Origin of the sequence: Pseudomonas sp. MEJ108 (assembly GCF_030208985.1) — a bacterium.
Taxonomy (GTDB): Bacteria; Pseudomonadota; Gammaproteobacteria; order Pseudomonadales; family Pseudomonadaceae; genus Aquipseudomonas; species Aquipseudomonas fragariae.
The window spans coordinates 21,222-43,339 of record NZ_JARVSW010000015.1 but is presented as its reverse complement, the minus strand read 5'-3'; the positions used below and the strand labels follow the sequence as shown (position 1 = coordinate 43,339).

Sequence of the window (22,118 nt, the reverse complement as noted above, 5' to 3'; positions counted from 1 at the left end):
TCAGTCGGCCTGCCCGGACTCCAGTTGTGCCCGCATCTTCGCGCGGCACACCTCGAGTATTTCGTCCGCCAGCGGCGAGTCATTCGGGCAGCTGCGTGACAGCAGCAGTGCCCCCAGCGCATGGGCAAAGCGGTCGATGGTGTTTGCCCGTGCCTGCTTCCATTCTTCGTCGTCGGGCGCTGCCTGCGCGGGAGCAAGCGCTGCCAGCAGGCTTTCGATGCCTTCGGCGAAGGTTGTTTTGACCTCGTCCGACTGGCGCGCTGCATCGCCGCTCAGCGCGGCCATGGGGCAGCCCGTGCCAAGGTTGTCGCGATGCTCTCGTGACAGGTAGTAATCGATGAACTGCGCTGGATCGATGCCGGTCGATTTCGCCACGGTCTGCGCGATGGCGCAGGCTGCCGACTCGGCCATCAGGTCGGATTTGGAAGCGAAATGCTTATAGAACCCGCCGTGGGTAAAGCCTGCCGCAGCCATCAGATCGGCCACCCCGACACCGTCATAGCCATGCTCGCGAAACTGGACGGACGCCGTCTCGACGATGTGTGCCCGGTTGGCCTGGGCCTGCGCCTTGGTAACTCTCATGCAGGTTGCCTCTTTGCCTGTCTGGTGGTGGCTGTCTGGGCCTGGAAGAGCGTGAATATAGCATTGATGCTGACCGTCATCAAAACCGCTGATCGCCAGGATGTTATGTCCATGAGGTGGTTGAAGAGCAATAGGGATCTTCGCCTGCGCGTTGAAAGTGTTAGCGTATTCCCCGCGTTTTTCTTTGTAACAAGAAAGCTCAGACTAGCCGCCAATCTTTCCATTGCTTCCCTTGCGCGGCACAAGAGTGACGAGCGTCATCACGGCTCTCGCGCAAAAAGCCCCAATGCTGATGGGCAGTTGGCCCCTCAGGAGAACACACCATGCATCGAACGAAAACTTCCGCAGCACTGGCCATTCTTTGCGCCGCCACACTCGCTACTTCGCTGGCCTACGGCGCGACCGCCATTTCATTGCCTGCCAGTGCGCCTGCCGACAAACCGATCGGCAAGCTCGAACAGGTGCATGCCTTTTATGACGCGATGCCTACCGGCGTGACGGTGACTGAAACCGGACGGATCTTCGTCAATTTCCCGCGTTGGGGTGACAAGGTGCCGTTTACCGTGGGCGAGATTCGTGACGGCAAAGTGGTTGCCTACCCCGATCTGGCGGTCAACAAGGAGAACCCCAAAGACCCTGGCGACGGGCTGATCAGCGTGCAGAGTGTGGTCGCCGATGGCAAGGGTCGTGTCTGGCTTCTGGACACGGCCGCACCGGGCTTTGCGTCTCCGCGTCGAGGCGGCGCCAAACTGGTTGCGGTGGACCTGGCCACCAACCGGATCGTCAAGCGCCTGGTGTTTCCGGATAACGTCATCTTGCCCGGCACCTATGTCAACGACATGCGCTTTGACTTGCGCAAGGGAGCGGAGGGGACGGTCTATGTAACGGACTCGTCCTTGAGCGGGCCGGGTGCGATCATCGTCATGGACATTGCCAGCGGCCACGCCGTGCGGCGCTTGAACGGGGCGCACGCTACGTCTGTCGATCCGGCTTTCGTACCCGTCGTCGAAGGTGTTGCTGTGCTGGGCGATGGCCCGAACGGAACGCGCAAACCGGTCGGCGTCGCCTCGGACGGCATTGCGTTGTCGGCAGACGGCAAGACACTGTATTTCTCGCCGTTGTCCAGCCGTCATCTGTATGCCGTGGCCACCGAGCTGTTGAACGACAGCAAGGTCAGCGAGCAGCAGTTGGCAGCGGCGGTGCAGGACCTCGGGGAAAAAGGCGCTTCGGATGGCCTGGAGGCTGATGCCAAAGGCGCGGTATACGCAGGCGACTACGAGCATAATTCGATTCGCAAACGCCTGCCGGATGGCACCTGGCAAACGGTGGCACACGATCCCCGCATGCTGTGGCCTGACACCTTGTCGATCGGCCCGGATGGCTACCTGTACTTCATCGTCAACCAGCTGCACCGCCAGGCCAACTTCAACGCCGGCCACGACAAGCGGGAAAAACCCTACAGCCTGCTGCGTTTGAAAATAGACGCTGCGCCCGCACCTACCCATTGATCGAATCGAATACCGGAGTATCGATAATGAACGCACCTGCAAAGCCATTGGCCTTGATGGCAGTCCTGAAAGCCAGTGCCGGCAAAGAGTCGGCCCTGAAACACGCATTATCGGCACTCGTGGAACCGACCCGAGCGGAGCCAGGCAATATCGAGTACACACTGTTCGAAGCGCGTGATGAGCGCGGCACGTTCTACATGCGTGAATGCTTCAAGGATCAGGCAGCACTGGACGCCCATGTCGCCACGCCGCACTACCAGCAGTTCGCGGCGGTCAGCGGCGAGTGGCTGGCAGAGCCGCCGCAGCTGATATTCCTGGATCAGGTATCGAGCTGAGTATCCGAAAGGGCCCGGTCAGTCCGGGCCCATTCGCAGTGAGTTGATCAGTTCTGCGAAAGGGATGATAACGCACCGGACAGCGCAGCCACCCATTGCACAGCCAGCAAGATCACCAATCCCTTCGGCGCCCGCCGAATGAACCAGTACACCGTATTGAGCACCGCCGATATCAGATTGGCGAACCACAGTGCGGCAGCTGCAAGCACTCGATTTATTTGAGGCCAGTCGCCGTCCAGATTCAGAAAAAAGATAGCGATACAAACGCCAATAGCCATAATGGCAATTGAAGCAAAGGCAATGTACCTGCTCAGGTAGAACGAGCTGAAGGGCATGCCCGTCTGGTTTTCCAATCCAGGGTAGGGTGCTGCAGGCATATCCATAAAGGCAGGGTGAATGGCTTTGTGAGGTGTCGCCTGGACGCCTGCGTGAGGCGCGGACGGTTCCGACTCAAGAAGACGGGTTTCAGGCTTTACTGAAGGTGGCGGACGGGCTTGATCAGATGCGTCATCCGGATGTGTACTGTTCATGGTGTTCGCTTCCTTTGCATGCTGCAGAGGTTATAACGAATGATTGGCGAATACGAGCCAGGGTAACCATGTCGGTTCGAACAGCAGACACGTCCTGCATCTGCTGTCCCGTTGCCTTAGAAAATATTGATCGGGTAACTCACGATCACCCGGTGCTCATCGGAATCACGCTGGCTGGCGAATTCGGTGCGCAGTTGCGCGTGGCGTAGCGCGATGCTGAGGTTTTTTGCCGGGCCGGACTGCACCACATAACTCAGGGTCACGTTGCGTTCCCATTCCTTCTTGTCGCCGTCGGACGTCTGGATGTTCGAGCCGCTTTCATACATCGCCAGGAAGTTCAGGCCGGGGACGCCCAGTCTGGCGAAGTCGTAGCCATAGCGAACCTGCCAGGTACGCTCTCCGGCACGCTGGAATTTACCGATCATTGACTCGGTCATGAAATAGGCAGTCGAGCCGTCACCCTGATTCAGCCAGACCGCGTCACTGTCGCCGGTCACGGCCTGGTAACCCGCGGCGAACGTATGGCCATTGATCAGGTAGGTGAACTGGGCGCTGGAAAGGCGACTGTCGACTTCACCCTTGGTGACGCCGTTGCCGTAATAACCCACTGTGTAGAACGCCGGGTCGTGACCGTTGGCACCGTCCGAGCGGTTGTCGAAATGGCGAAGGTCGGTGCGCAGGATGCCTGGACCCAGTTGCATGTCGTATTTCAGGCCCAGAAAGTTCTGCTTGTAAAAGTTTTCCAGGTTGCCGTAGTAGTACTGCAAGGTCAGGTCTTTTGTCGGTTTGTAATCGACGCCTGCATAGTAGAACTTGTTGACGAACTCGCCGGTCAGCGGGTTGTTTGCACCCGGAATGGACATGCCCATCTGATTGGTCGAACCACGGCCCATGACATGTTCCAGCTGGCCTGCCGTGAAGGTGAAGTCCTTCAGGTCGCCAGACTGAATCTGCCCGCCACGAAAAGTCTGTTGCAACATGCGGTCGGTGGACATTACCACCGGCAGCATCGGCACCAGCGTGCCGTATTTCAGTTCGGTTTTGGAGACGCGTGCCTTGAGCGTCGCCCCCAGGCTGCTGAACTCGTCGACCGCACGACCGTCGCTGTCCGTGGGGAAGATATTGCCGTTGAACGCCGTGCTTTGCGGGTTGTAGTGACGGCCTTTGCCCGAGTCCAGACGAATGCCCAACTGGCCGAGTGCGTCGACACCGAAGCCCACTGTGCCCGGCGTGTAGCCTGACTGATAGTTGAGCATGAAGCCCTGGCCCCACTCCTGCGTGTAGTTCGGGTCGGCAGCGCCGCTGCGATTGTCTGCGTTACTGAAAAAGTTGCGCGCGAGAATGCTGGCCTTGCTGTCCTCGAGAAAACCTTCGGCGTAGCTCTGCTGAGCGATCAGCAGACCACAAAAGCCCGCAACGAAAGGGGTGGCGCGATTGATACGCTCCATCGGGTTCATCCTCATGCTGTAATTAAGTGTTTTTTGAGAGGCAGAGTCAGGCGGCAGTCAGGTTTCTTGTTATTTTTCAGGCGCAGGTGTTGCACATGAATCCGTTGCAGGCGTTGTTGCACCGGGTACCCTATGAAGGGTGACGCGAGGCAGACGATGCAGCACCAGCAGCGCGAGCACGCCCAGCCCGGCGCATGTCAGCAGCCCCGTGCCCACCGCCTGGGCGAGGGCGGTGCGGGCTATCAATAGCGCCGCATCGACATCGGCGGGCATGTGCTGCAGCAGAACCTGAGGGTCGGCCAGGCGCGGTAGGGCCGCCGCCTGACCTGCTGCGTTCAGCGCACTTTTCAGGTTGGCGACATACAGCACCTTGACCAGCACGCCCATGGCCGCCGTGCCCAGCAAACCGCCGACCAGTCGCAAGGATTGGGTCAGTGCCGTGGCGATACCGAGAAATTGCCGTTCGGCGAGCGTCTGGGTGAACACGGTCAGGTTGAGCAGAATGAAACCCAGCCCCAGCCCCGCCAGCAGAATGAGCCCCAGCAAGGTGCTGAACCCGGCATGCAGCCCGACCAGTGCCAGGGCAATGCAGGCGACTGACAAGGCCGCGAACCCGGCGACCGGCAGCCGGTTGGGGTTGGCCATGCGTGTGACGATCCGGCTGTTGACGATGGCGCCCAGCGTAATGCTCAGCGCCAGCGGGGTAAGCAGTAACCCGGCGTCTTTTGGCGAGTAGCCGTAGCTGCCCTGCAAGAGCAGCGGCAGGTAAAAAAGAAGGGTGAACATGATGGCGCCGGCCAGCAGCGACATGATGAACAGCAGGCGGATGCTGCGGTTGGAGAATAGTCCGGCGGGGAGCAAGGCAAAGGCACAACGGCGCTCCTGAAACCAGAGCCCGGTCATGGCGACGAGGGTTACAGCGCCACAGGTCAGACTGATCGACAGGGAGCGCTGGCCCAGCCATTCGACGAACAGTTGCAGGCTGCCCAGCGTCAGTACGATCAATAAAGCCCCGAGCCAGTCGAGCCGGATCGCACCGGCAGAATGGGCTCGATGCCCTTGCGGGCGATACCACGGCAGAAAGCGCCAGGCAAAAAACAAGGCAACCACGCCCAGGGGCAGGTTCAACCAAAACACCGAACGCCAGCCAAACTCGCCGGAAAGATAACCCCCCAGCCCCGGACCGATGGCATTGACCACGCTGAACATGGCGCTCAGCAACACCTGCCAGCGCAACCGCTGGCGGGTGTCGGGAAACAGCTCCGGCACACAGGCAAAGGCGGTACCGATCAACATGCCGCCGCCCACACCTTGCAAGGCTCGCCCGATCACCAGCACCAACATGCTGTCTGCCAGTGCGCAGAGCAGCGAGGCCAGCGTGAAGATGACTGTGGCGGCCAGCACGAACGGTTTGCGCCCGTAAAAATCGCCCAGCCGGCCAAAGATCGGGATGGTCACGATAGAGGCCAGCAGATAGCCGGTGGCGACCCAGGCGTACAGCTCGAAACCGTTGAGCTCGGCGACAATGCTGGGCAGTGCGTTGCCGATGACCGTCTGATCCAGCGCGGAAAGGCCCAGCACCAGTGATATGCCAAGCATCGCCAACAACGCCTGTTTGAAGGTCAGGGCTGGATGGCTCGGCGTTGTCATGTCGAGGTGCTCAGCGCAACGCAGCGACAGCAGTCGCCATGCGCGCGCAGCCGTCTTCAAGGGTTTCCAGTGCTGTAGCCGTAGACATCCGGAAAAACGGTGCCAGGCCATAGGCGGTGCCTGCGACAACGGCCACGCCCTGACTTTCCAGCAGGTAGAGCACCACGTCGGTATCGGCTTCCAGAAGCGAACCTGACGGCGTGGTTTTGCCGATCAGTGCCCCGCAATTGACGTAGAGATAGAACGCGCCTTGCGGCTTGATGCAGCTCAGGCCTTCAATGGCGTTGATCAGCTCAAGGCAACGATCACGGCGCTGTCTGTAGACCTTGACGCTGTCGCTGACAAAAGACTGGTCGCCGTTCAGCGCGGCTACTGCGGCGGCCTGGCTCACCGAGCAGGCGTTGCTGGTGGACTGCGATTGCAGGGTCGCCATCGCCTTGATGATATCGTCGGGGCCTGCGGCGTAGCCGATGCGCCAGCCGGTCATGGCGTAGGTTTTCGACACGCCGTTGATGATCAGCACGCGTTCACGCAGCGCCGGCTCGACAGTGAGCAGGTGGCTGAGTGGGGCGTCGTCGTAGCGTATGTGCTCGTAGATGTCATCGGTCATGACCAGCACGTGCGGGTAATCAAGAAGTACGTCGGCCAGCGCGCGCCATTCGGATGCGCTGTAGGTGGCACCGGTCGGGTTGCTCGGCGAGTTGAGCAGCAGCCAGCGGGTGCGCGGCGTGATCGCATTGCGCAGTTGCGTGGCAGTCAGCTTGAACCGGTTTTCTTCCGGGCACGCCAGGGTCACAGGGCGACCATCGCAGGCCAGGACCATGTCCGGGTATGACACCCAGTAAGGCGCGGGAATCAGCACCTCATCGTCGACACCCAATGTCGCCGCGAATGCATTGAAGATGGCCGCCTTGGCACCACTGGTGACCACGATCTGGCCTGGCGCATAAGCAAGGCCGTTTTCACGCTGCAGTTTTGCGGCGATAGCCTCGCGCAGCGCTGTGGTGCCAGCGTTCAGCGTGTAGCGCGTTTCACCGTTCTCGATGGCGGCACAGGCGGCCTGACGAATGTGCGCCGGCGTGTCGAAGTCCGGCTCGCCAACCACCAGATTGATGATCGATTTGCCTGCGCGCCGCAGTTCATTGGCCCGATCGGCAGCGGCGCTGCTTGGCGACGGTTTGATGCGGAGCACGCGGGCAGCGATGCGAGATGCGGTCACGTTGGCATTCCTCGTTGATGGCCTTGACGGGGAATACGTTACGAGCCAGCGAGGCGCGCGCCATAAGACGAGTTCGTTCTGGGTTGATAGGCAGCGCTTATGACCGCAGATGAACCAGCGTCGCACCAAAAGCGGGCGGGCAATGGTTGCAGGGGGATCAGCGCCTGACAAACCCGATCAGCGGCAGCTGACATAGCAATTGCTTATGCCTGGTTTTTTCAGGGCTGGCCTGGGTCTTGCTGAACCCTGTATGTCGTGACTCTGGAGTGCAGCACCTTGAACCTTCGCCGTTTGAAATATTTCGTGAAAATTGTCGACATTGGCAGCCTGACCCAGGCCGCCGATGTGCTGCACATCGCACAACCTGCGCTGAGCCAGCAGTTGGTGACGCTGGAGGCCGAGTTGCAGCAACAGTTATTGATCCGCACCAAGCGCGGTGTCACCCCGACCGAGGCGGGCAAGGTGCTGTACGGGCATGCTCAGGTGATCCTGCGCCAGTGCGAGCAGGCGCAGAGTGACGTCAACGCCAGCGGTCTGGCGTTATCGGGGCCTGTGTCGGTAGGGCTGGCACCCGGCACAGCCGCTTCGACGCTGTCGCTGCCGTTGCTCAAACGCGTACGCGAGCGTCATCCGGGCATTCTGCTGTACCTCAATGAGAACTTTGGCACCACCCTCAGCGAGTTGATCATGAACGGGCGCATGGACATGGCCGTTCTCTATGGCGGGCGCGAGGTGCATGGCCTGAGTTTCGTGCCGTTGATACGCGAGCAGTTGTACCTGGTGAGTGCCGAAGAGGCGCTCCAGGGGCGCGAGGAAATTCCGCTCAGCGAGCTGGCCGATATCGACCTGCTGTTGCCGCGCACCTACAACACTGTCCGGCGTCTGGTGGACGAGGCATTTGTGCGTATCGAGCGCAGTGCCCGGGTGGTGGCAGAAGTCGAATCTTCGACGACGCTGGCCGCAGCAGTGGCCGATCGATTCGGCTCGACCATTCTTCCCGAGTCTGCTGCACGGGTGCTGGCAGACACGCATGCGGTCAACCTGAGTCGCATTGTCGAACCCGAGATCGAAGCACCTCTCGCGCTGTGCCTTTCCGGGCACTTGCCGCTGTCGGTTCCGGCTCAGGCGGTCAAGGCGATCCTTCTGGAACTGGTCGCAGAGATGCGCGGCAACCGCCGCGCGCAATGATCCCGACGTCATAAGGGGCGCTTATCACCCCACAGTCAAACCGTCTTGGCGGTCAAAAACCTGCCTCGTTACATTGCCCTCAGCCACATTTCATTTGCCAGGCAAGGGCTGTTGCATGAAACCGGAACGTATCAAAGCACTTATCGACCTGATGGCCGAATCGGACCTGAGCGAACTGAGCCTGTGTGAAGGCGACGCGCAGCTGCGTTTACTGCGCGAGCCCGTTCAGGTCGCCAACCGCGTCAACCCGGCTGTTGCGACAGCGCAGACGACGCCCGCCGCGCGCCCTGTTTCTGCGGCTCAGGCAAGTACGACAGCCGCCGTGCAACAGACACAGGCCTGCGCTTCGCTATACGGGGTGTTGCACCTGACACCGGCACCCGACCAGCCACCTTTCGTCGAGATCGGCACGTCCGTCGAGGTGGGGCAGACCTTGGCCGTGGTCGAGGCCATGAAGATGTTTCATCCGGTGCAGGCTGAAGCGGCAGGGGTGGTGAGAGCCATTCTGGTTGCCAATGGCGAAGAAGTTCAGGCCTGTCAGGCGCTGTTCAGCATTGCGTGATGGTCTTGAGTTGCCTTGCCGACCGTCTTGCGGGTTCACCGATCAGGGGTTTTTGATGTTCGATAAAGTGTTGATCGCCAATCGCGGCGAAATCGCCCTGCGCATCCAGCGAGCCTGCAAGGGCCTGGGCCTGCGCACGGTCGCGGTGTATTCCGAAGCGGATCGCGATGCCGATTACGTACAGCAGGCCGACGAAGCACTGTGCATTGGCCCTGCTGCCGCAGGGCAGAGTTATCTGAATCAGGCGGCCGTGCTCTATGCCGCGCAACTGACCGGTGCTCAGGCGATCCATCCCGGTTATGGATTTCTGTCTGAAAATGCCGCGTTCGCCGAACGCATCGAACAGGCTGGCCTGACCTTCATCGGCCCCAGCGCTGCGTGCATTCGGGTCATGGGCGACAAGGTCGCAGCCAAGCGGGCGATGCGCGAGGCTGGCGTGCCGTGCGTACCCGGTCCGGACACCAGCATGCCCGACGACTCGCAGAGCATTGTGCAAATCGCTCGCGACATCGGCTACCCGGTCATCGTCAAGGCCGCAGGCGGCGGCGGAGGGCGGGGCATGCGCGTGGTTCAGGAAGAGTCTCAGCTGCTCGATGCAATTGCGCTGACCCGCGAAGAAGCCCGACACGCCTTCGGCAATCCCGAGTTGTATATCGAGAAGTTTCTGGGCCAGCCGCGTCATGTCGAGATTCAGGTGTTATGCGACGCCTACGGCAATGCTGTCTGGCTTGGCTCGCGGGATTGCTCGATGCAGCGCCGCCACCAGAAGGTCCTTGAGGAGGCGCCTGCGCCCGGCATCGACGCGGCATTGATGGGCAGAGTGGGCGAGCGTTGTGCACAGGCCTGCCGCCAGATCGGCTATCAGGGTGTCGGCACGTTCGAATTCCTGTTCGAAAAGGATGAGTTCTATTTCATCGAGATGAACACCCGCCTGCAGGTCGAGCATCCGGTAACGGAAATGACTTCCGGTATCGACATTGTCCAGCAGCAGATTCGCATGGCGATGGGCGAGCGCCTGAGTTTCAGTCAGGCCGACGTACGCGTGTCGGGCCATTCGCTGGAGTGCCGGATCAACGCCGAGGACCCGCGCAGCTTCATGCCGACGCCGGGGCTGGTCACCCGCTGGCAGATCCCCGGTGGTTTCGGCGTGCGGGTCGATTCGCATGTCAGCCACGGCTACCGCGTTCCGCCTTATTACGATTCGATGGTGGCCAAGGTCATCACCCATGGCGCCAGTCGCGACGAGGCGTTGGCACGCATGCGCCTGGCACTGAGCGAAATGCACGTCGAGGGGATCTCCACCAACATCCCTCTGCATCGCGACATTCTGCAGGACCCGGTGTTCTGCAAGGGTGGCATGGACATTCATCACCTGGAGCGCTGGTTGCAGACAAGGAGCCACCCATGACCATCCTGCAGACGCCGAATGTGCCAAGAATTACCTTGCTGGGCACCACCGCGTTGCTGTTCGAAGCACCCGGCGAGCTCGACCTGGCAACGCAGCAACGGATATGGGCGCTGGCCCGTCTGAGCAAGGACTGGCCCCAGGTACGCGAAGCAGTGCCGGGGATGAACAATCTGATGCTGACCTTCGCTGCGCCACCGCGGGATCTGGCCGGTCTGAACACCCGCTTGCTGGAGACCTGGGAACAGTGCCAGCCGCTGCCGTTGCAGGGCCGGATCATTGAATTGCCGGTGGTGTACGGCGGCGATGGCGGCCCGCACATGGCTGATGTCGTCGCCCATACCGGGCTGGATATCGAAACCATCGCCAATCTGCACTGCGAGCCGCTGTACCCGGTGTACGCCTTGGGCAGCCATCCGGGTTATTGCTACCTGGGCGGCATGGACCAGCGCCTGGCGACGCCGCGGCGCAAGGTGCCGGTACTCGATATCGGTGCCGGGTCGGTCTCTATCGGTGGCGTTCAGACAGGTATTTCCGCCTCGGCCGGCCCCAGTGGCTGGAACACCATAGGACGCACGGAGATGGTGTTTTTCGATGCGGGTCAGCAGCCTCCGGCGCTGCTGCAACCCGGCGATCAACTGCGCTTGCGCATCGAGAGGATCATCCGATGATCGAAGTTATCAGCGCTACCGCACTGGCGACCGTTCAGGATCTTGGGCGACACGGCAGCCTGGGTTACGGCGTCGGCACGTCCGGCGCAATGGACACGCTGTCACTGCGGCTCGGCAACCTGTTGCTGGGCAACGATGAAGACGCGGCAGGTATTGAAATTCCGCTGTTCCCGTTTGAAGTGCGGTTTGTCGATGACTGCACCTTCGCGATCACCGGGGCCGCCTGCGGTGCGTCGCTCGATGGTCAGCGGCTGCCGGGTAACTGGGTCGCTCAGGCACGCAAGAATCAGGTGTTGCGGCTCAATTACCCGACAATGGGCAGCCGCGTGTACCTGTGTCTGGCCGGTGGCGTCGATGTGCCGGTGGTACTGGGCTCGCGCAGCACGCAATTGCGTGGGGCTTTTGGGGGCTGGCAGGGCCGTGCGTTGCAGCAGGGCGATGTGATTTCTGCAGGCGTTGCCAATGAGCCGCGCGCCAGTGATTTCGGTGTGCAATCGTCCGTGGCGGCCTTGCCGTTGCTGCTCGACGGGTTGCCCGCCATCCGGGTGCTGCCGGCTGCCGAGTTCGACTGTTTCAGTGCCGAGGCGCAAGCAACGTTTTTTGCCGGCGAATGGAAAATCACCACGCAGAGCAACCGTTATGGTTACCGCATGGAGGGCACGCCCTTGCTTGCGCGCGAGGCGCTGGAAATCCGCTCTCACGGCATCGTGCCCGGTGTGATTCAGGTGCCCCACGGCGGGCAGCCGATCGTGCAGATGCGTGATGCCCAGCCCAGTGGCGGTTATCCCAAGTTTGCCACGGTCATTGAAGCCGATCTGTGGCGCCTTGGTCAGGCACCGATCGGCAGCAAGGTGCGTTTTGTGCAGTGCAGTTACGACGAGGCGGTCGAGGCGCTGGCCACCAATCACGCTTTCATCGAAGACGCCCGGCGCATGCTCGCGCTGCGCAGCCTGCAAGGACATCGCTGATGAACATCAAAGAGATTCGCCAGCTGGCAGCATGGATTCGGGACGCCGGGCTTACTGTACTGGAACTGAAACGCCCGGGGTTCGAGCTGTTGATCCGCCGTGGCGAGCCTGTGCAGGCCTGTGCTGCGCCTTCTGCGCCACCTGTTGCCGCTGAACAGTCGGCGCTGACTGCGCATGTGGTGAGTGCCGATAACCCCGGCGTATTTGTCTCGAGTCATCCCGATGAACGCGACAGCTACGTGAAACCCGGCGATGCAGTGGCTGCAGGGCAGTTGCTTGGGCTGTTGCGTATCGGTCTGCTGTATCTGCCGGTGCGCAGTAACCAGGCAGGGCGCGTACTGCGCTTCCTGGCCGCCGAGAACGAACGCGTCGGTTACGGCCAGCCGCTGATTGAACTGGAGGAACATGACCATGCGCATTGATCTGAATGCTGATCTTGGCGAGGGCTTCGGCCCTTGGACCATGGGCGAGGACGAGGCGTTGATGCCATTGATCTCCTCGGCCAACGTCGCCTGCGGCTTTCATGCCGGGGATCCGCTGATCATGGACAGCACGGTGCGCCGCGCCAAGGCGCTGGGCATCGATCTCGGTGCGCATGTCGGTTTTCCTGATCTGCAGGGGTTCGGCCGCCGCAGGATGAACATCGAACTCAAGGAGTTGTGCGCCATTGTGGTGTATCAACTCGGCGCGCTGGCGGGCCTTGCAGCCGCTGCCGGATACCGCGTCACGCACATGAGTTTTCACGGTGCGCTGGGCAATATGGCCGCAGCCGATGCCGAACTGGCCGGGCCTTTGGTCAGGGCGGTCGCAGCTTTTGATCCGCAGTTGATCATCAGCTCATCCAGCAGCGCCGCCATCGAGCAGGCCGCCGAGGCGTGCAACCTGAGGGTGGCGACGACCTTTCTGGCTGACCGCGCTTATGACGAAAATTGTCTGCTGGTGCCGCGTGGCATTGCCGGTGCGGTGATCAAGGACCCGGAGCAGGTCCGGGCCAGGGTTGCGCAACTGCTGCAGGACGGCACGGTCACGACCCTGGGTGGCAAGCGTGTGGCGGTCAACGCCCAGTCGATTCTGTTGCATGGCGACACGCCGGGAGCGGTGCAGCTGGCGCGCAGCATTCGCCAGAGCATCGAAGAGCAGGGCGGTGTCATCACCCCGGTTTCACAGCTGCTCGGGTCATAAGCGCAGCTTATCGCCACACAACCATTGTGTCTTGGTCGCTGCCCATGACGCTGGTTAAAGTCCAGTACAAGGCGATCAGCATTAATAACCAAGCGGCTGATCGACGCTTATTCAAGGAAACCCCGACATGCCATTTTCCGATTACAAAACCGCGCTGGTCACCGGCGCTTCTTCAGGCATTGGAGAAGCCGTCGTCGAGCGGCTGTGTGCCGAAGGTCTGCAGGTCCATGCGCTGGCGCGCAGTACCGACAAGCTGGCAGCACTGGCGCAGCGCACCGGATGTATCGCGCACGCTATCGACGTGACGGATCTGGCCGGCCTGACGGCCCTGTTCCAGGCCCATCATTTCGATGTCGTGGTCAACAATGCCGGCGTCGACCGTCCTGGCTCGCTGCTCAAGGCGGACGCCGAAGGGATTGATCTGCTGGTCGATGTGAACCTGCGCGCTGTGTTGCAGATCGCCAGGCTTTCGTTGCCGGGGATGGTCGAGCGTGATCGCGGGCACATAATCAACATCAGCTCGATCGCTGCGGCCTACAACTTCGGTGGCAACTCGACGTACCACGCGACCAAGGCTGCGGTGAGCATGCTGTCCCGGCAGTTGCGTATCGATGCCTTCGGCAAGCGCGTGCGGGTTACCGAAATCTGCCCGGGGCGCGTGGCGACGGATATCTTCGCCCACGTGCATGGCGACTCCGAGGAAGTGCGCAAGCGTTTCATCGAGGGCTATGAGCTGCCGGTGGCCAAGGACATTGCTGATGCGATCGCCTATGTGATTGCCGCGCCCATCGCAGTCAACATCGGCCACATGGAGATCACCCCGACGTTGCAGGTGCCCGGCGGACTGTCGACCGCACGCCCGCAGGACTACGAAGGCTGAGACCGCGTCTTCAAGCGCTGTACCCATCACGAGAGCGGCACCAGCCGCCATGCGATACCCGCGCCAGACCCACTGGCGCCTTGCTTCTGCCCTGGCTGAATGTCTATGGGAACAACCATGACGAGTAAATTCGATCTTTCAGCGATCCTGCAGGGCGAGTACGCCGAGCTGATCGTCAAGGGCATAGAAACGACCCTGCAACTGGCCTTGGTTGCCTGGTGCCTGGCCATGGCGATTGCCCTGCTGCTGGTGTCGATTCGCCTGACTGGCAACAAGTACGCCGAACGCCTGGTGGCGGCCTATGTGTCCTACCACCGCAATGTGCCGACGCTGGTGCAACTGATGCTCTGGTATTTCGGTATCCCCACCTTGCTGTCCGAAAGCACGCAGATCTGGCTGGCCAACTACAGCACCGAGTACCTGTTCTCGGTCATCGCGCTGGGGCTTTGCCAGGCGGCTTATTTCAGTGAAGACATCCGCAGCGGGTTACGCGCGATTCCAGCCGGGCAAGTCGAAGCGTCGCGCGCCCTGGGCCTGGGCTATGTGCGTTCGATGCGCTACGTGATCCTGCCGCAAGGGGTTCGCAACTGCCTGCCGTCGTTGATCAATCACACGGTCCTGCTGTTCAAGAACACCAGTCTGGTGATGGCCATCGGCGTGGTGGAACTGACTTATGCCACCCGCGAGGTCGAGAACTACACCTTCCGCACCTTCGAAGCGTATCTGGTCGCAACCGTGGTCTACCTGGCCATTTCCTTGATGCTGATGGGCCTGGGCGCGTTGCTGGCCCGGCAGTTCAGCAAAGCCATGGCGAGGTAGGCGGCGATGTTCGATGTATTCACGATTGTTCGCGATAACTGGACCTTGCTGCTGGTCGGTCAATACCCCCATGGCCCGATGGGCGGCCTGATTTCGACGCTGATGCTGGCCGCGCTGGCCCTCTTGCTGGCCTTTCCGCTGGGCCTGCTGCTGTCGCTGGCGCGCGTGTCGCCGTGGCGCTGGCTGCGCTACCCGGCGACGGTCTGGGTCTATGTGATGCGCGGAATTCCGCTGCTGATGGTGATTTTCTGGACCTACTTTCTGGTCCCCTTGCTGATCGGCCATAACATCACCGGCTTCACCACCATGCTCTGCACGCTGGTGGTCTATCAGAGCGCCTATCTGTGCGAAATCATCCGCGGCGCCATCCAGGCGCTGCCCACCGGTCAGTACGAAGCTTCCCGCGCACTGGGCATGGGCTACCTGCGCACCACGGTCTGGGTGATCCTGCCGCAGGCGCTGTACAACGCGTTGCCGAGCCTGATCAGCCAGTTCATTTCGATCATCAAGGAAACGTCGCTGGGCTACGTGATCAACGTCCAGGAAGTAACCTTCGCCGCCAATCAGATCAATAACCAGCTGCTGACCAAGCCGTTTCAGGTGTTCTTCATCCTGGCGATCACTTACTACGTGCTGTGCTACGGCCTGACCCGTCTCGCCGCCGTGGTGGAGCAGCGTATTGCCCGCAAACGCGAAGGCGATATATCGCCTGTGCCCGTTGCCCGGCCTTTGACTACCGATAACTGAGGGTTGCCCAATGCATCCGATGATCATGTTTTCCAGGATCAACAAATGGTATGGCGAGTACCAGGCCCTGACCGATATCACCGCCGAAGTGCAGCGCGGCGAAGTGGTGGTGCTGTGCGGGCCTTCAGGCTCGGGCAAGTCGACGCTGATCCGCACCGTCAATCGTCTTGAGGACGTGCAGCAAGGCCAGATCCTGTTTGATGGCCGTGACGTCAATGGCACCGACGCCAACGTCAACCGGCTGCGCAGCCGCGTGGGGTTTGTGTTCCAGAGCTTCAATCTGTTTCCGCATCTGTCGGTGCTCGACAACATCATCCTGACCCCGACCAAGGTCCGCGGCATGAAGAGCAGCGAAGCGCGCGCCCGCGCCATGGAGTTGCTGGATCGGGTAGGGCTGGCACACAAGGCCGGTGCCTACCCTGCACAGTTGTCCGGTGGCCAGCAGCAGCGTGTGGCGATTGCCCGCGCGCTGGCCATGGAGCCGCCCGTCATGCTGTTTGACGAGCCCACCAGCGCACTCGACCCGGAAATGGTCGGCGAGGTGCTCAGTGTCATGAAAGGTCTGGCCAAGGAGGGCATGACCATGATGTGCGTCACCCACGAGATGAATTTTGCCCGGGAAGTGGCCGACACCATCTGGTTCATGGACGCGGGGCAGATCCTCGAAAAATCCAGCCCTGAGGTGTTCTTTCAGCAACCGAGCCATCCGCGTGCCCAGCGCTTCATTGCCGACCTGCGCAGCCATTGAGCGCAGGCACTGATTTCAGCGAATCACCCAATTCATTTCCAGGAGTCTCACCATGCGTATCAAGTCTGTACTGGCTGCACTGGCGTTGTCGCCGTTGGCTGTTTCGGTGGTCCATGCCGATCAGCTCAGCGATGTGATGAGCAAGAAAAGCCTGAGCTGTGGCGTGTATGCCGACGTTCCGCCGTTCTCGGCACCGGACCCTGAAACCCGCGAACTGGTGGGCATGGACGTCGACCTGTGCAAAGCCCTGGCCAAACACATGGGCGTGGAGCTGGAACTCAAGCCGCTGTCGGTCGAAGCACGTATCCCGGAAGTCAAGATGGGCCGTGTGGACGTGATTTTCGCCAACCTGGCCTACACCAAGAGCCGTGCCGAGCAGATCCAGTTCAGCGACCCTTACTACATCGCCAAGGAGACGCTGGTAGTCCGTGCGGCGAATGCCGATCAGCCGAAATCGTTCTTCAAGGGCAAACGCATCAGCTCGACCAAAGGTTCTACGTCCGAGCAGTCGATCCGCATGGCTGACGCAACGCCAGTGACCTTTCAGGACACCGGCTCTGCCTATATGGCGCTGCAACAGAACAAGGTGGTGGGCCTGGTGACCAACACCATGACCGCGATCAAGCTGGTCGGGCAGGCCAAGGCCGGCGGCGTGGAATTGGCAATTGCCAAGGAACCGATGGCGCTTGAGCCCATTGGTGCCGGCATGCGCCAGGGCGAACCGGCCTTTCTGGCGAAGGTCAACGAATCACTGCGCGAAATGGAAGCCGCAGGCGAAATCGACGCAATCTGGGCGCACTGGATCGGCCCGAACACCGAATACAAGATGGTTCGCGAAGACAAGGTACAAAGCCTCAGCGAATTGAAGTTCGACCCGTTGCCCTGATCAACGGCATGAAGCCGACCAAAAGGTCGGCTTCATGCAAGACCACACGATGGATTCCCGCCGCAACGGCATCATCGCGTCTTGATCAGATCTTGATATTTCCTTGATGGTTTATTAACAGCCGAGGTTCAGAGTTCTACCGACAGTATCAATCGTCGGCATGACCCCTTGTGGGCGTCTCAGAGGACAAAATGTCTGATCGCTCAGGTTCGGTTTCTGCATCGGCAGTCGGCGCTTCACTCTCCAGAAACAGACGTTTCGGCGTATCCCCGGTTTGGCTGGTTCCGCTGCTTGCTGCCTTGATAGGCCTGTCGCTGCTGATCGGCAGCACACTCTCCAAAGGCCCGAGAATCTTCATCACCTTCCAGAGCGCCGAGGGGCTTGAAGCTCAAAAGACGAGGGTCAAGGTCAGGAATGTCGTGATCGGCGAGGTATCGGCTGTGGTCTTGAACAAAGACCGCACAGGCGTGGTGGCGACGGTGGATCTCGATGCCGACGCCCGTGCGTTCACTGCCGAGGATTCCCTGTTCTGGGTGGTGCGCCCGCGTATAGGCGCCACCGGTGTGTCGGGCGTGGATACCTTGCTTTCCGGGCCATTTATCGCGGCGGACAGCGGCACGTCCGGGCGTACGAAAAAACACTTTGTCGGTCAGGAAACTCCGCCACCCATTACCTACGGCATAAAAGGCACACGTTTTACCCTGCACGCCGGGGACCTGGGCTCACTGGAGGTGGGGTCTCCTGTGTACTACCGACGTATTCAAGTCGGACAGATAGCGGCCTTTCATTTATCCGATGACGGCAAGGGGGTGGATGCGGAAATTTTCATCAATGCGCCCAACGACAGGTTTGTGACTACTGATACACGCTTCTGGAATGCCAGCGGCATCGACATGACGGTGGACGCCGATGGTCTGAAGATAAAGACTGAATCAGTTTCGACGATACTGGCGGGAGGGGTGGCCTTCGTCGAGCCGGATTACAGCACGAAGGCACCCAGGGCTGCAGAGCATGCACGCTTTACGCTGTTCGACGATCAGCAGAAGGCGCTGTCGCCGCCCGACGGCGAGCCGGGTTACATCCGCATGATCTTCAGTCAGTCGCTGCGTGGTCTTGAGGTCAATTCACCGGTCGAGTTCATGGGTATAACACTGGGGCGAGTCGTCTCGGTAGACCTGGACTACGACGCGGCCAGCCAGTCGTTCACCAGTATTGTCGGGGCGGTGATTTACCCGGATCGCCTGGGTATGGCCAATGAAAAAATCGTAAAGACATTGGGCGTTACCGACGATGCACGTACGGCACAGTTGATAGCCGACTTCGTCAAGCGAGGCCTGCGTGCGCAGCCTCGCAGCGAGAGTCTGCTGACCGGACAGCTGTATATTTCCCTGGGTTTTATCGCTGACGCTGCGCCGGTACCGTTCGATGTCAGTGCGCAGCCGCTGATAATCCCGACCGTGCCGGGGGAGCTTGAAAAGATGCAGGAGCAGGTACAGCAGATCATCGACAAGGTCGGCAAAGTGCCGGTGCAGGAGATCGCCGGCAACCTGAATGGCAGCCTTGACGAGGTGCAGAAAACGTTCAGGCTTTTCAACGCGCAGGTGATGCCTGAGCTGCACGGCGTTCTGGAGCAATCCCGAAGCACGATGGACGTCGCCGGCGCAGCGCTCGACGAGGACTCGCCTGTGCGTCAACAGATCGACCGGACAATGGATGAGGTTCAGCGCATGGCCCGCTCGGTACGGGTCCTCACCGATTACCTGAGCCGCAACCCCGAAGCCTTGATCCGTGGCCGCACCCGGCAGGATCCACCGGGTGTCTACCAGAGGCCCGCGCCTGTTCAGCAGGCCGATTAAGCCGAGCCGGGCGGCTTCAATACCTCGGTTTGACCGCCTTCCAGTCCGGATTGTACTTCTGCATCTGCTTCACATCATCGCGCTGCCGGATGCCACAGCTGTGGTACTGATCATTGAGTTTGCCGAGCTGGTCGTAGTCCAGTTCCAGCCCCAGACCGGGTGCGCGGGTGATGCTGACACAGCCGTCGACAATCGGCAGTTTGCCGCCCTTGATGACTTCCTCGTCCGGTTCCTGCCACGGGTAGTGCGTGTCGCAGGCGTACTCCAGATTGGGCACCGACGCTGCGACGTGGGCCATGGCCATGAGGCTGATGCCCAGATGCGAGTTGGAGTGCATCGACACGCCCAGGCCAAAGGTGTCGCACATCTTCGCCAGCGCCTGAGTGTCGCGCAGGCCGCCCCAGTAATGGTGGTCGGCGAGCACGATCTGCACGCTGTCCAGTGCCACGCTGCGGCGGAACTCGTCGAAATCGGTCACCACCATGTTGGTCGCCAGCGGCAGTCCGGTGCGTTTGTGCAATTCGGACATGCCGTCGAGGCCGGGCGTCGGGTCTTCGTAATATTGCAGATCATCGCCCAGCAGTTCGGCCATCCGAATCGAGGTCTCCAGTGACCAGTTGCCGTTGGGGTCGATGCGCAGCGGGTAACCGGGAAACGCTTTTTTCAGCGCCTTGATGCACGACACCTCGTGTTCCGGCTGCAGTGCACCGGCCTTGAGCTTGATGCTTTTGAAACCGTAGGCGTCGATCATGCGCCGGGCCTGGGCGACGATCTGCTCTTCGCTGAGCGCTTCACCCCAGCTGTCGGGCGCGTAAGGCGCATCGGCATGCTGCGCATATTTGAAGAACAGATAGGCGCTGAAGGGTATCTGGTCACGAATGGCACCGCCAAGCAGGTCCACCAGTGGCAGGTTCATGGAACGTGCCTGCAGGTCCAGAAACGCTACTTCGAACGCAGAATAAGCATTGCTGACCGCCTTGCTGGCGTGTGAGCCCGGCGCCAGTTCGGCACCGGCCAGGCTGGCAGGCTTATGCGCCGCCACGGTCGCCTGCACGATGCTGCGCAGCTGATTGAGGTTGAACGGGTCGAGCCCGATCAGCTGGGTCTGCACCTGTTGCTGAATCGCCAGTGCCGGGGCATCACCATAGCTTTCACCGAGGCCGATGTAGCCGTTGTCGCTTTCCACCTCGATGATCGAGCGCAGGGCAAAGGGTTCGTGAATACCACTGGCGTTGAGCAACGGCGGGTCGCGAAAGGCGATAGGGGTCACGGTTACACGGATGATTTTCAAAGGGCGGTCTCCCGGAGGTCAGGGTTTGAGGCTGGAAGGGGTGCCATTGACGGCAGGGCTGAGCGCTGCGGGCCGCTCAGCCCTGGACGGGCGGCCGCGGTCACCGCGTGGCGTGGTGCGGGCGAAGAAGATCACCACGGCAGCGAGCAGCGATGTCGCTGCCAGGCCATACAGACCGCCCTGAATCGAACCGGTGGTCTGTTCCAGAAAGCCGAACGTGGTCGGTGCGACGAAACCGCCCAGGTTGCCGATGGAGTTGATCAGCGCAATGACCGCAGCAGCAATGCGTGCATCCAGATAGCCTTGAGGGATTGGCCAGAACAGCGCAGACGCGGCTTTGAAACCGATTGCCGCGAAGCAGATGGCGACAAAGGCGAACACCGGACCGCCCACGGTGGACATGAACATGCCGGCGGCGGCGATGACCAGCGTCACCGCCACCCAGGCCTGCTGGTGCTTGAAGCGTGCGGCCAGGGCTGCGAAGCCGTACATGGCCACAATCGAGATGATCCACGGGATCGAATTGAACAGCCCGACCTCGAAATCGCTGAAACTGCCCATCTTGCGGATCATGCTCGGCAGCCAGAAGGTGGCGCCATAGATGGTCAGGGCCACGGAAAAATAGATGAAGCAGAACAGCAGGATCTGCCGGTCCGCCAACAGTCGGAATACCGAGGGTCTGACGGTTTGTGCTGCTTCGCGCAGCCGTTGCTCTTCGGCGATAGCGGTGCTGAGCGCGGTTTTTTCTTCGTCGCTGAGCCAGCGGGCTTCGTGAGGATGTGATTGCAGCCAGAACCACACGAAACCGCAGAGCACGATCGACGCGAAGCCTTCGATCAGGAACATCCACTGCCAGCCATGCAGGTTCAGGCCCTCGAGGCCGAGCAGGGCGCCGGACACTGGTCCGGAAATCACCGAGGCTATCGCCGAGCCGCTGAGAAACAGCGCCATAGCCTTGCCGCGATCACTTGAGGGTAGCCATTGGGTGAAGTAATAGATGATGCCGGGGAAGAAGCCGGCTTCGGCAGCGCCCAGAATGAAGCGCAGCACGTAGAAGCTGTTTTCGCCCTGGACGAACGCCATGGCCATGGCGGCCGCGCCCCAAGTGAACATGATACGGGTCAGCCAGGCGCGGGCACCGTAGCGCTGCAACAGCATGTTGGAGGGGACTTCGAACAGCGCGTAACCGACAAAGAACAATCCTGCACCCAGCCCGTAGGCCGCTGCGCCGATGCCCAGATCGGTTTCCAGATGGCTGCGTACGAAACCGATATTGACCCGGTCGATGTAATTGACGATGAACATCACCACGAACAGCGGCAGCACGTGGCGTTTCACCTTGGCGGCCGCACGGGCAAGCACCGTGACGTCCGTAGTACCAGGGACGGTATTCAAGAGGCGACTCCCATTCATTGTTTTTTTGGGGATGAGTCGATCATGGCGGCGTGTATTATTCCCGTCCAATCCAGTTAGTGACTTGATTGATACCCAGATTGTATTGATCGCTGTACTTCTGTGCGGTGCTGGGCACCTTCGGTATGATTTATGGAACCCGTGCAGAGTGGGTGCATTTTCAGAGCACAGAATCCAGTGCCGGAGTGCTTGATTGAATCGCTGCCTGTCAATCGGCGCTTACAGTTTGG

General features: G+C 60.7%; 22 protein-coding genes. 15 read left to right on the top strand and 7 right to left on the bottom strand.

Annotation, left to right across the window (positions count from 1 at the left end):
- On the bottom strand, positions 1–582 hold the full coding sequence (locus tag QRN50_RS09355; RefSeq protein ID WP_096126805.1) for a TetR/AcrR family transcriptional regulator: 582 nt from the start codon (positions 580–582) through the stop codon (positions 1–3).
- Between the two features lie 323 nt (positions 583–905).
- On the opposite strand from QRN50_RS09355, the gene QRN50_RS09350 reads away from it, so the two are divergent.
- Both QRN50_RS09350 and QRN50_RS09345 read left to right on the top strand, forming a co-directional pair.
- The gene (locus QRN50_RS09350) at positions 906–2,090 is read left to right on the top strand and encodes an L-dopachrome tautomerase-related protein (RefSeq protein ID WP_096126806.1); all 1,185 of its coding nucleotides are present in this window, start codon (positions 906–908) and stop codon (positions 2,088–2,090) included.
- A gap of 26 nt (positions 2,091–2,116) precedes the next feature.
- The gene (locus QRN50_RS09345) at positions 2,117–2,425 is read left to right on the top strand and encodes a putative quinol monooxygenase (protein WP_003401055.1); all 309 of its coding nucleotides are present in this window, start codon (positions 2,117–2,119) and stop codon (positions 2,423–2,425) included.
- 47 nt (positions 2,426–2,472) lie between these two features.
- Here the strand turns inward: QRN50_RS09345 and QRN50_RS09340 are convergent, their stop codons facing one another.
- The 4 genes from QRN50_RS09340 to QRN50_RS09325 form a co-directional block, all read right to left on the bottom strand.
- The gene (locus QRN50_RS09340) at positions 2,473–2,955 is read right to left on the bottom strand and encodes a hypothetical protein (protein ID WP_060409630.1); all 483 of its coding nucleotides are present in this window, start codon (positions 2,953–2,955) and stop codon (positions 2,473–2,475) included.
- Positions 2,956–3,071: 116 nt separating this feature from the next.
- Entirely contained in the window at positions 3,072–4,403 is a 1,332-nt protein-coding gene (locus tag QRN50_RS09335; protein WP_060409629.1) for an OprD family porin, read from the bottom strand.
- 69 nt (positions 4,404–4,472) lie between these two features.
- The gene (locus QRN50_RS09330; RefSeq protein ID WP_096126818.1) at positions 4,473–6,053 is read right to left on the bottom strand and encodes an MFS transporter; all 1,581 of its coding nucleotides are present in this window, start codon (positions 6,051–6,053) and stop codon (positions 4,473–4,475) included.
- A 10-nt stretch (positions 6,054–6,063) separates the two neighbouring features.
- Positions 6,064–7,272 (bottom strand): aspartate transaminase, encoded by a 1,209-nt coding sequence (locus QRN50_RS09325; protein WP_024661182.1) that lies wholly within the window; start codon positions 7,270–7,272, stop codon positions 6,064–6,066.
- Positions 7,273–7,548: 276 nt separating this feature from the next.
- Here QRN50_RS09325 and nac point away from each other — a divergent pair, with 276 nt between their 5' ends.
- The 13 genes from nac (at position 7,549) to QRN50_RS09260 (ending at position 19,184) form a co-directional block, all read left to right on the top strand.
- Positions 7,549–8,460, top strand: coding sequence for a nitrogen assimilation transcriptional regulator NAC (gene nac / locus QRN50_RS09320; protein ID WP_096126807.1), 912 nt, complete (start codon positions 7,549–7,551; stop codon positions 8,458–8,460).
- A gap of 115 nt (positions 8,461–8,575) precedes the next feature.
- On the top strand, positions 8,576–9,022 hold the full coding sequence (locus QRN50_RS09315; protein ID WP_096126808.1) for an acetyl-CoA carboxylase biotin carboxyl carrier protein: 447 nt from the start codon (positions 8,576–8,578) through the stop codon (positions 9,020–9,022).
- Positions 9,023–9,077: 55 nt separating this feature from the next.
- Positions 9,078–10,430 carry an acetyl-CoA carboxylase biotin carboxylase subunit gene (gene accC / locus QRN50_RS09310; RefSeq protein ID WP_032655740.1) on the top strand — a complete coding sequence of 451 codons (1,353 nt, stop codon included), beginning with the start codon at positions 9,078–9,080 and terminating at the stop codon, positions 10,428–10,430.
- Entirely contained in the window at positions 10,427–11,098 is a 672-nt protein-coding gene (pxpB, locus tag QRN50_RS09305; protein WP_096126809.1) for a 5-oxoprolinase subunit PxpB, read from the top strand. Before accC ends, pxpB begins: the two co-directional genes overlap by 4 nt.
- Positions 11,095–12,066, top strand: a complete 972-nt coding sequence (locus QRN50_RS09300) for a 5-oxoprolinase subunit C family protein (RefSeq protein ID WP_060409626.1) — start codon at positions 11,095–11,097, stop codon at positions 12,064–12,066. Before pxpB ends, QRN50_RS09300 begins: the two co-directional genes overlap by 4 nt.
- Positions 12,066–12,488 carry a biotin/lipoyl-containing protein gene (locus tag QRN50_RS09295; protein ID WP_096126810.1) on the top strand — a complete coding sequence of 141 codons (423 nt, stop codon included), beginning with the start codon at positions 12,066–12,068 and terminating at the stop codon, positions 12,486–12,488. The genes QRN50_RS09300 and QRN50_RS09295 overlap by 1 nt, the downstream gene beginning before the upstream one ends.
- Entirely contained in the window at positions 12,478–13,248 is a 771-nt protein-coding gene (locus tag QRN50_RS09290; RefSeq protein WP_024661186.1) for a LamB/YcsF family protein, read from the top strand. The genes QRN50_RS09295 and QRN50_RS09290 overlap by 11 nt, the downstream gene beginning before the upstream one ends.
- Positions 13,249–13,375: 127 nt before the next feature.
- A complete protein-coding gene (locus QRN50_RS09285) occupies positions 13,376–14,128 on the top strand; it encodes an SDR family oxidoreductase (protein ID WP_096126811.1) in 753 nt (250 codons plus the stop codon).
- Positions 14,129–14,245: 117 nt separating this feature from the next.
- Positions 14,246–14,947, top strand: a complete 702-nt coding sequence (locus QRN50_RS09280) for an amino acid ABC transporter permease (RefSeq protein WP_024643283.1) — start codon at positions 14,246–14,248, stop codon at positions 14,945–14,947.
- Positions 14,948–14,953: 6 nt separating this feature from the next.
- Positions 14,954–15,694 carry an amino acid ABC transporter permease gene (locus tag QRN50_RS09275; protein ID WP_058399024.1) on the top strand — a complete coding sequence of 247 codons (741 nt, stop codon included), beginning with the start codon at positions 14,954–14,956 and terminating at the stop codon, positions 15,692–15,694.
- Between the two features lie 19 nt (positions 15,695–15,713).
- On the top strand, positions 15,714–16,442 hold the full coding sequence (locus QRN50_RS09270; protein ID WP_024643285.1) for an amino acid ABC transporter ATP-binding protein: 729 nt from the start codon (positions 15,714–15,716) through the stop codon (positions 16,440–16,442).
- Between the two features lie 52 nt (positions 16,443–16,494).
- Complete coding sequence (locus QRN50_RS09265; RefSeq protein ID WP_058399025.1) at positions 16,495–17,328, top strand: ABC transporter substrate-binding protein; 834 nt, start codon at positions 16,495–16,497, stop codon at positions 17,326–17,328.
- Positions 17,329–17,519: 191 nt separating this feature from the next.
- The gene (locus QRN50_RS09260) at positions 17,520–19,184 is read left to right on the top strand and encodes a PqiB family protein (RefSeq protein WP_058399035.1); all 1,665 of its coding nucleotides are present in this window, start codon (positions 17,520–17,522) and stop codon (positions 19,182–19,184) included.
- A gap of 16 nt (positions 19,185–19,200) precedes the next feature.
- Here QRN50_RS09260 and QRN50_RS09255 read toward each other — a convergent pair whose 3' ends face one another.
- Together QRN50_RS09255 and QRN50_RS09250 are read right to left on the bottom strand one after the other, a co-directional pair.
- Positions 19,201–20,475: a glucarate dehydratase family protein gene (locus QRN50_RS09255; RefSeq protein ID WP_096126812.1), complete on the bottom strand. Its 1,275-nt coding sequence runs from the start codon at positions 20,473–20,475 to the stop codon at positions 19,201–19,203.
- Between the two features lie 18 nt (positions 20,476–20,493).
- Complete coding sequence (locus QRN50_RS09250) at positions 20,494–21,837, bottom strand: MFS transporter (protein WP_024643288.1); 1,344 nt, start codon at positions 21,835–21,837, stop codon at positions 20,494–20,496.
- Positions 21,838–22,118 lie beyond the last annotated feature (281 nt).

What these genes read in the sequence shown, in the direction of transcription:
- QRN50_RS09355 (WP_096126805.1), bottom strand. Translation starts at nt 582, where the DNA reads ATGAGAGTTACCAAGGCGCAGGCCCAGGCCAACCGGGCACACATCGTC.
- QRN50_RS09350 (WP_096126806.1), top strand. Translation starts at nt 906, where the DNA reads ATGCATCGAACGAAAACTTCCGCAGCACTGGCCATTCTTTGCGCCGCC.
- QRN50_RS09345 (WP_003401055.1), top strand. Translation starts at nt 2,117, where the DNA reads ATGAACGCACCTGCAAAGCCATTGGCCTTGATGGCAGTCCTGAAAGCC.
- QRN50_RS09340 (WP_060409630.1), bottom strand. Translation starts at nt 2,955, where the DNA reads ATGAACAGTACACATCCGGATGACGCATCTGATCAAGCCCGTCCGCCA.
- QRN50_RS09335 (WP_060409629.1), bottom strand. Translation starts at nt 4,403, where the DNA reads ATGGAGCGTATCAATCGCGCCACCCCTTTCGTTGCGGGCTTTTGTGGT.
- QRN50_RS09330 (WP_096126818.1), bottom strand. Translation starts at nt 6,053, where the DNA reads ATGACAACGCCGAGCCATCCAGCCCTGACCTTCAAACAGGCGTTGTTG.
- QRN50_RS09315 (WP_096126808.1), top strand. Translation starts at nt 8,576, where the DNA reads ATGAAACCGGAACGTATCAAAGCACTTATCGACCTGATGGCCGAATCG.
- accC (WP_032655740.1), top strand. Translation starts at nt 9,078, where the DNA reads ATGTTCGATAAAGTGTTGATCGCCAATCGCGGCGAAATCGCCCTGCGC.
- pxpB (WP_096126809.1), top strand. Translation starts at nt 10,427, where the DNA reads ATGACCATCCTGCAGACGCCGAATGTGCCAAGAATTACCTTGCTGGGC.
- QRN50_RS09300 (WP_060409626.1), top strand. Translation starts at nt 11,095, where the DNA reads ATGATCGAAGTTATCAGCGCTACCGCACTGGCGACCGTTCAGGATCTT.
- QRN50_RS09295 (WP_096126810.1), top strand. Translation starts at nt 12,066, where the DNA reads ATGAACATCAAAGAGATTCGCCAGCTGGCAGCATGGATTCGGGACGCC.
- QRN50_RS09290 (WP_024661186.1), top strand. Translation starts at nt 12,478, where the DNA reads ATGCGCATTGATCTGAATGCTGATCTTGGCGAGGGCTTCGGCCCTTGG.
- QRN50_RS09285 (WP_096126811.1), top strand. Translation starts at nt 13,376, where the DNA reads ATGCCATTTTCCGATTACAAAACCGCGCTGGTCACCGGCGCTTCTTCA.
- QRN50_RS09280 (WP_024643283.1), top strand. Translation starts at nt 14,246, where the DNA reads ATGACGAGTAAATTCGATCTTTCAGCGATCCTGCAGGGCGAGTACGCC.
- QRN50_RS09275 (WP_058399024.1), top strand. Translation starts at nt 14,954, where the DNA reads ATGTTCGATGTATTCACGATTGTTCGCGATAACTGGACCTTGCTGCTG.
- QRN50_RS09270 (WP_024643285.1), top strand. Translation starts at nt 15,714, where the DNA reads ATGATCATGTTTTCCAGGATCAACAAATGGTATGGCGAGTACCAGGCC.
- QRN50_RS09265 (WP_058399025.1), top strand. Translation starts at nt 16,495, where the DNA reads ATGCGTATCAAGTCTGTACTGGCTGCACTGGCGTTGTCGCCGTTGGCT.
- QRN50_RS09260 (WP_058399035.1), top strand. Translation starts at nt 17,520, where the DNA reads ATGTCTGATCGCTCAGGTTCGGTTTCTGCATCGGCAGTCGGCGCTTCA.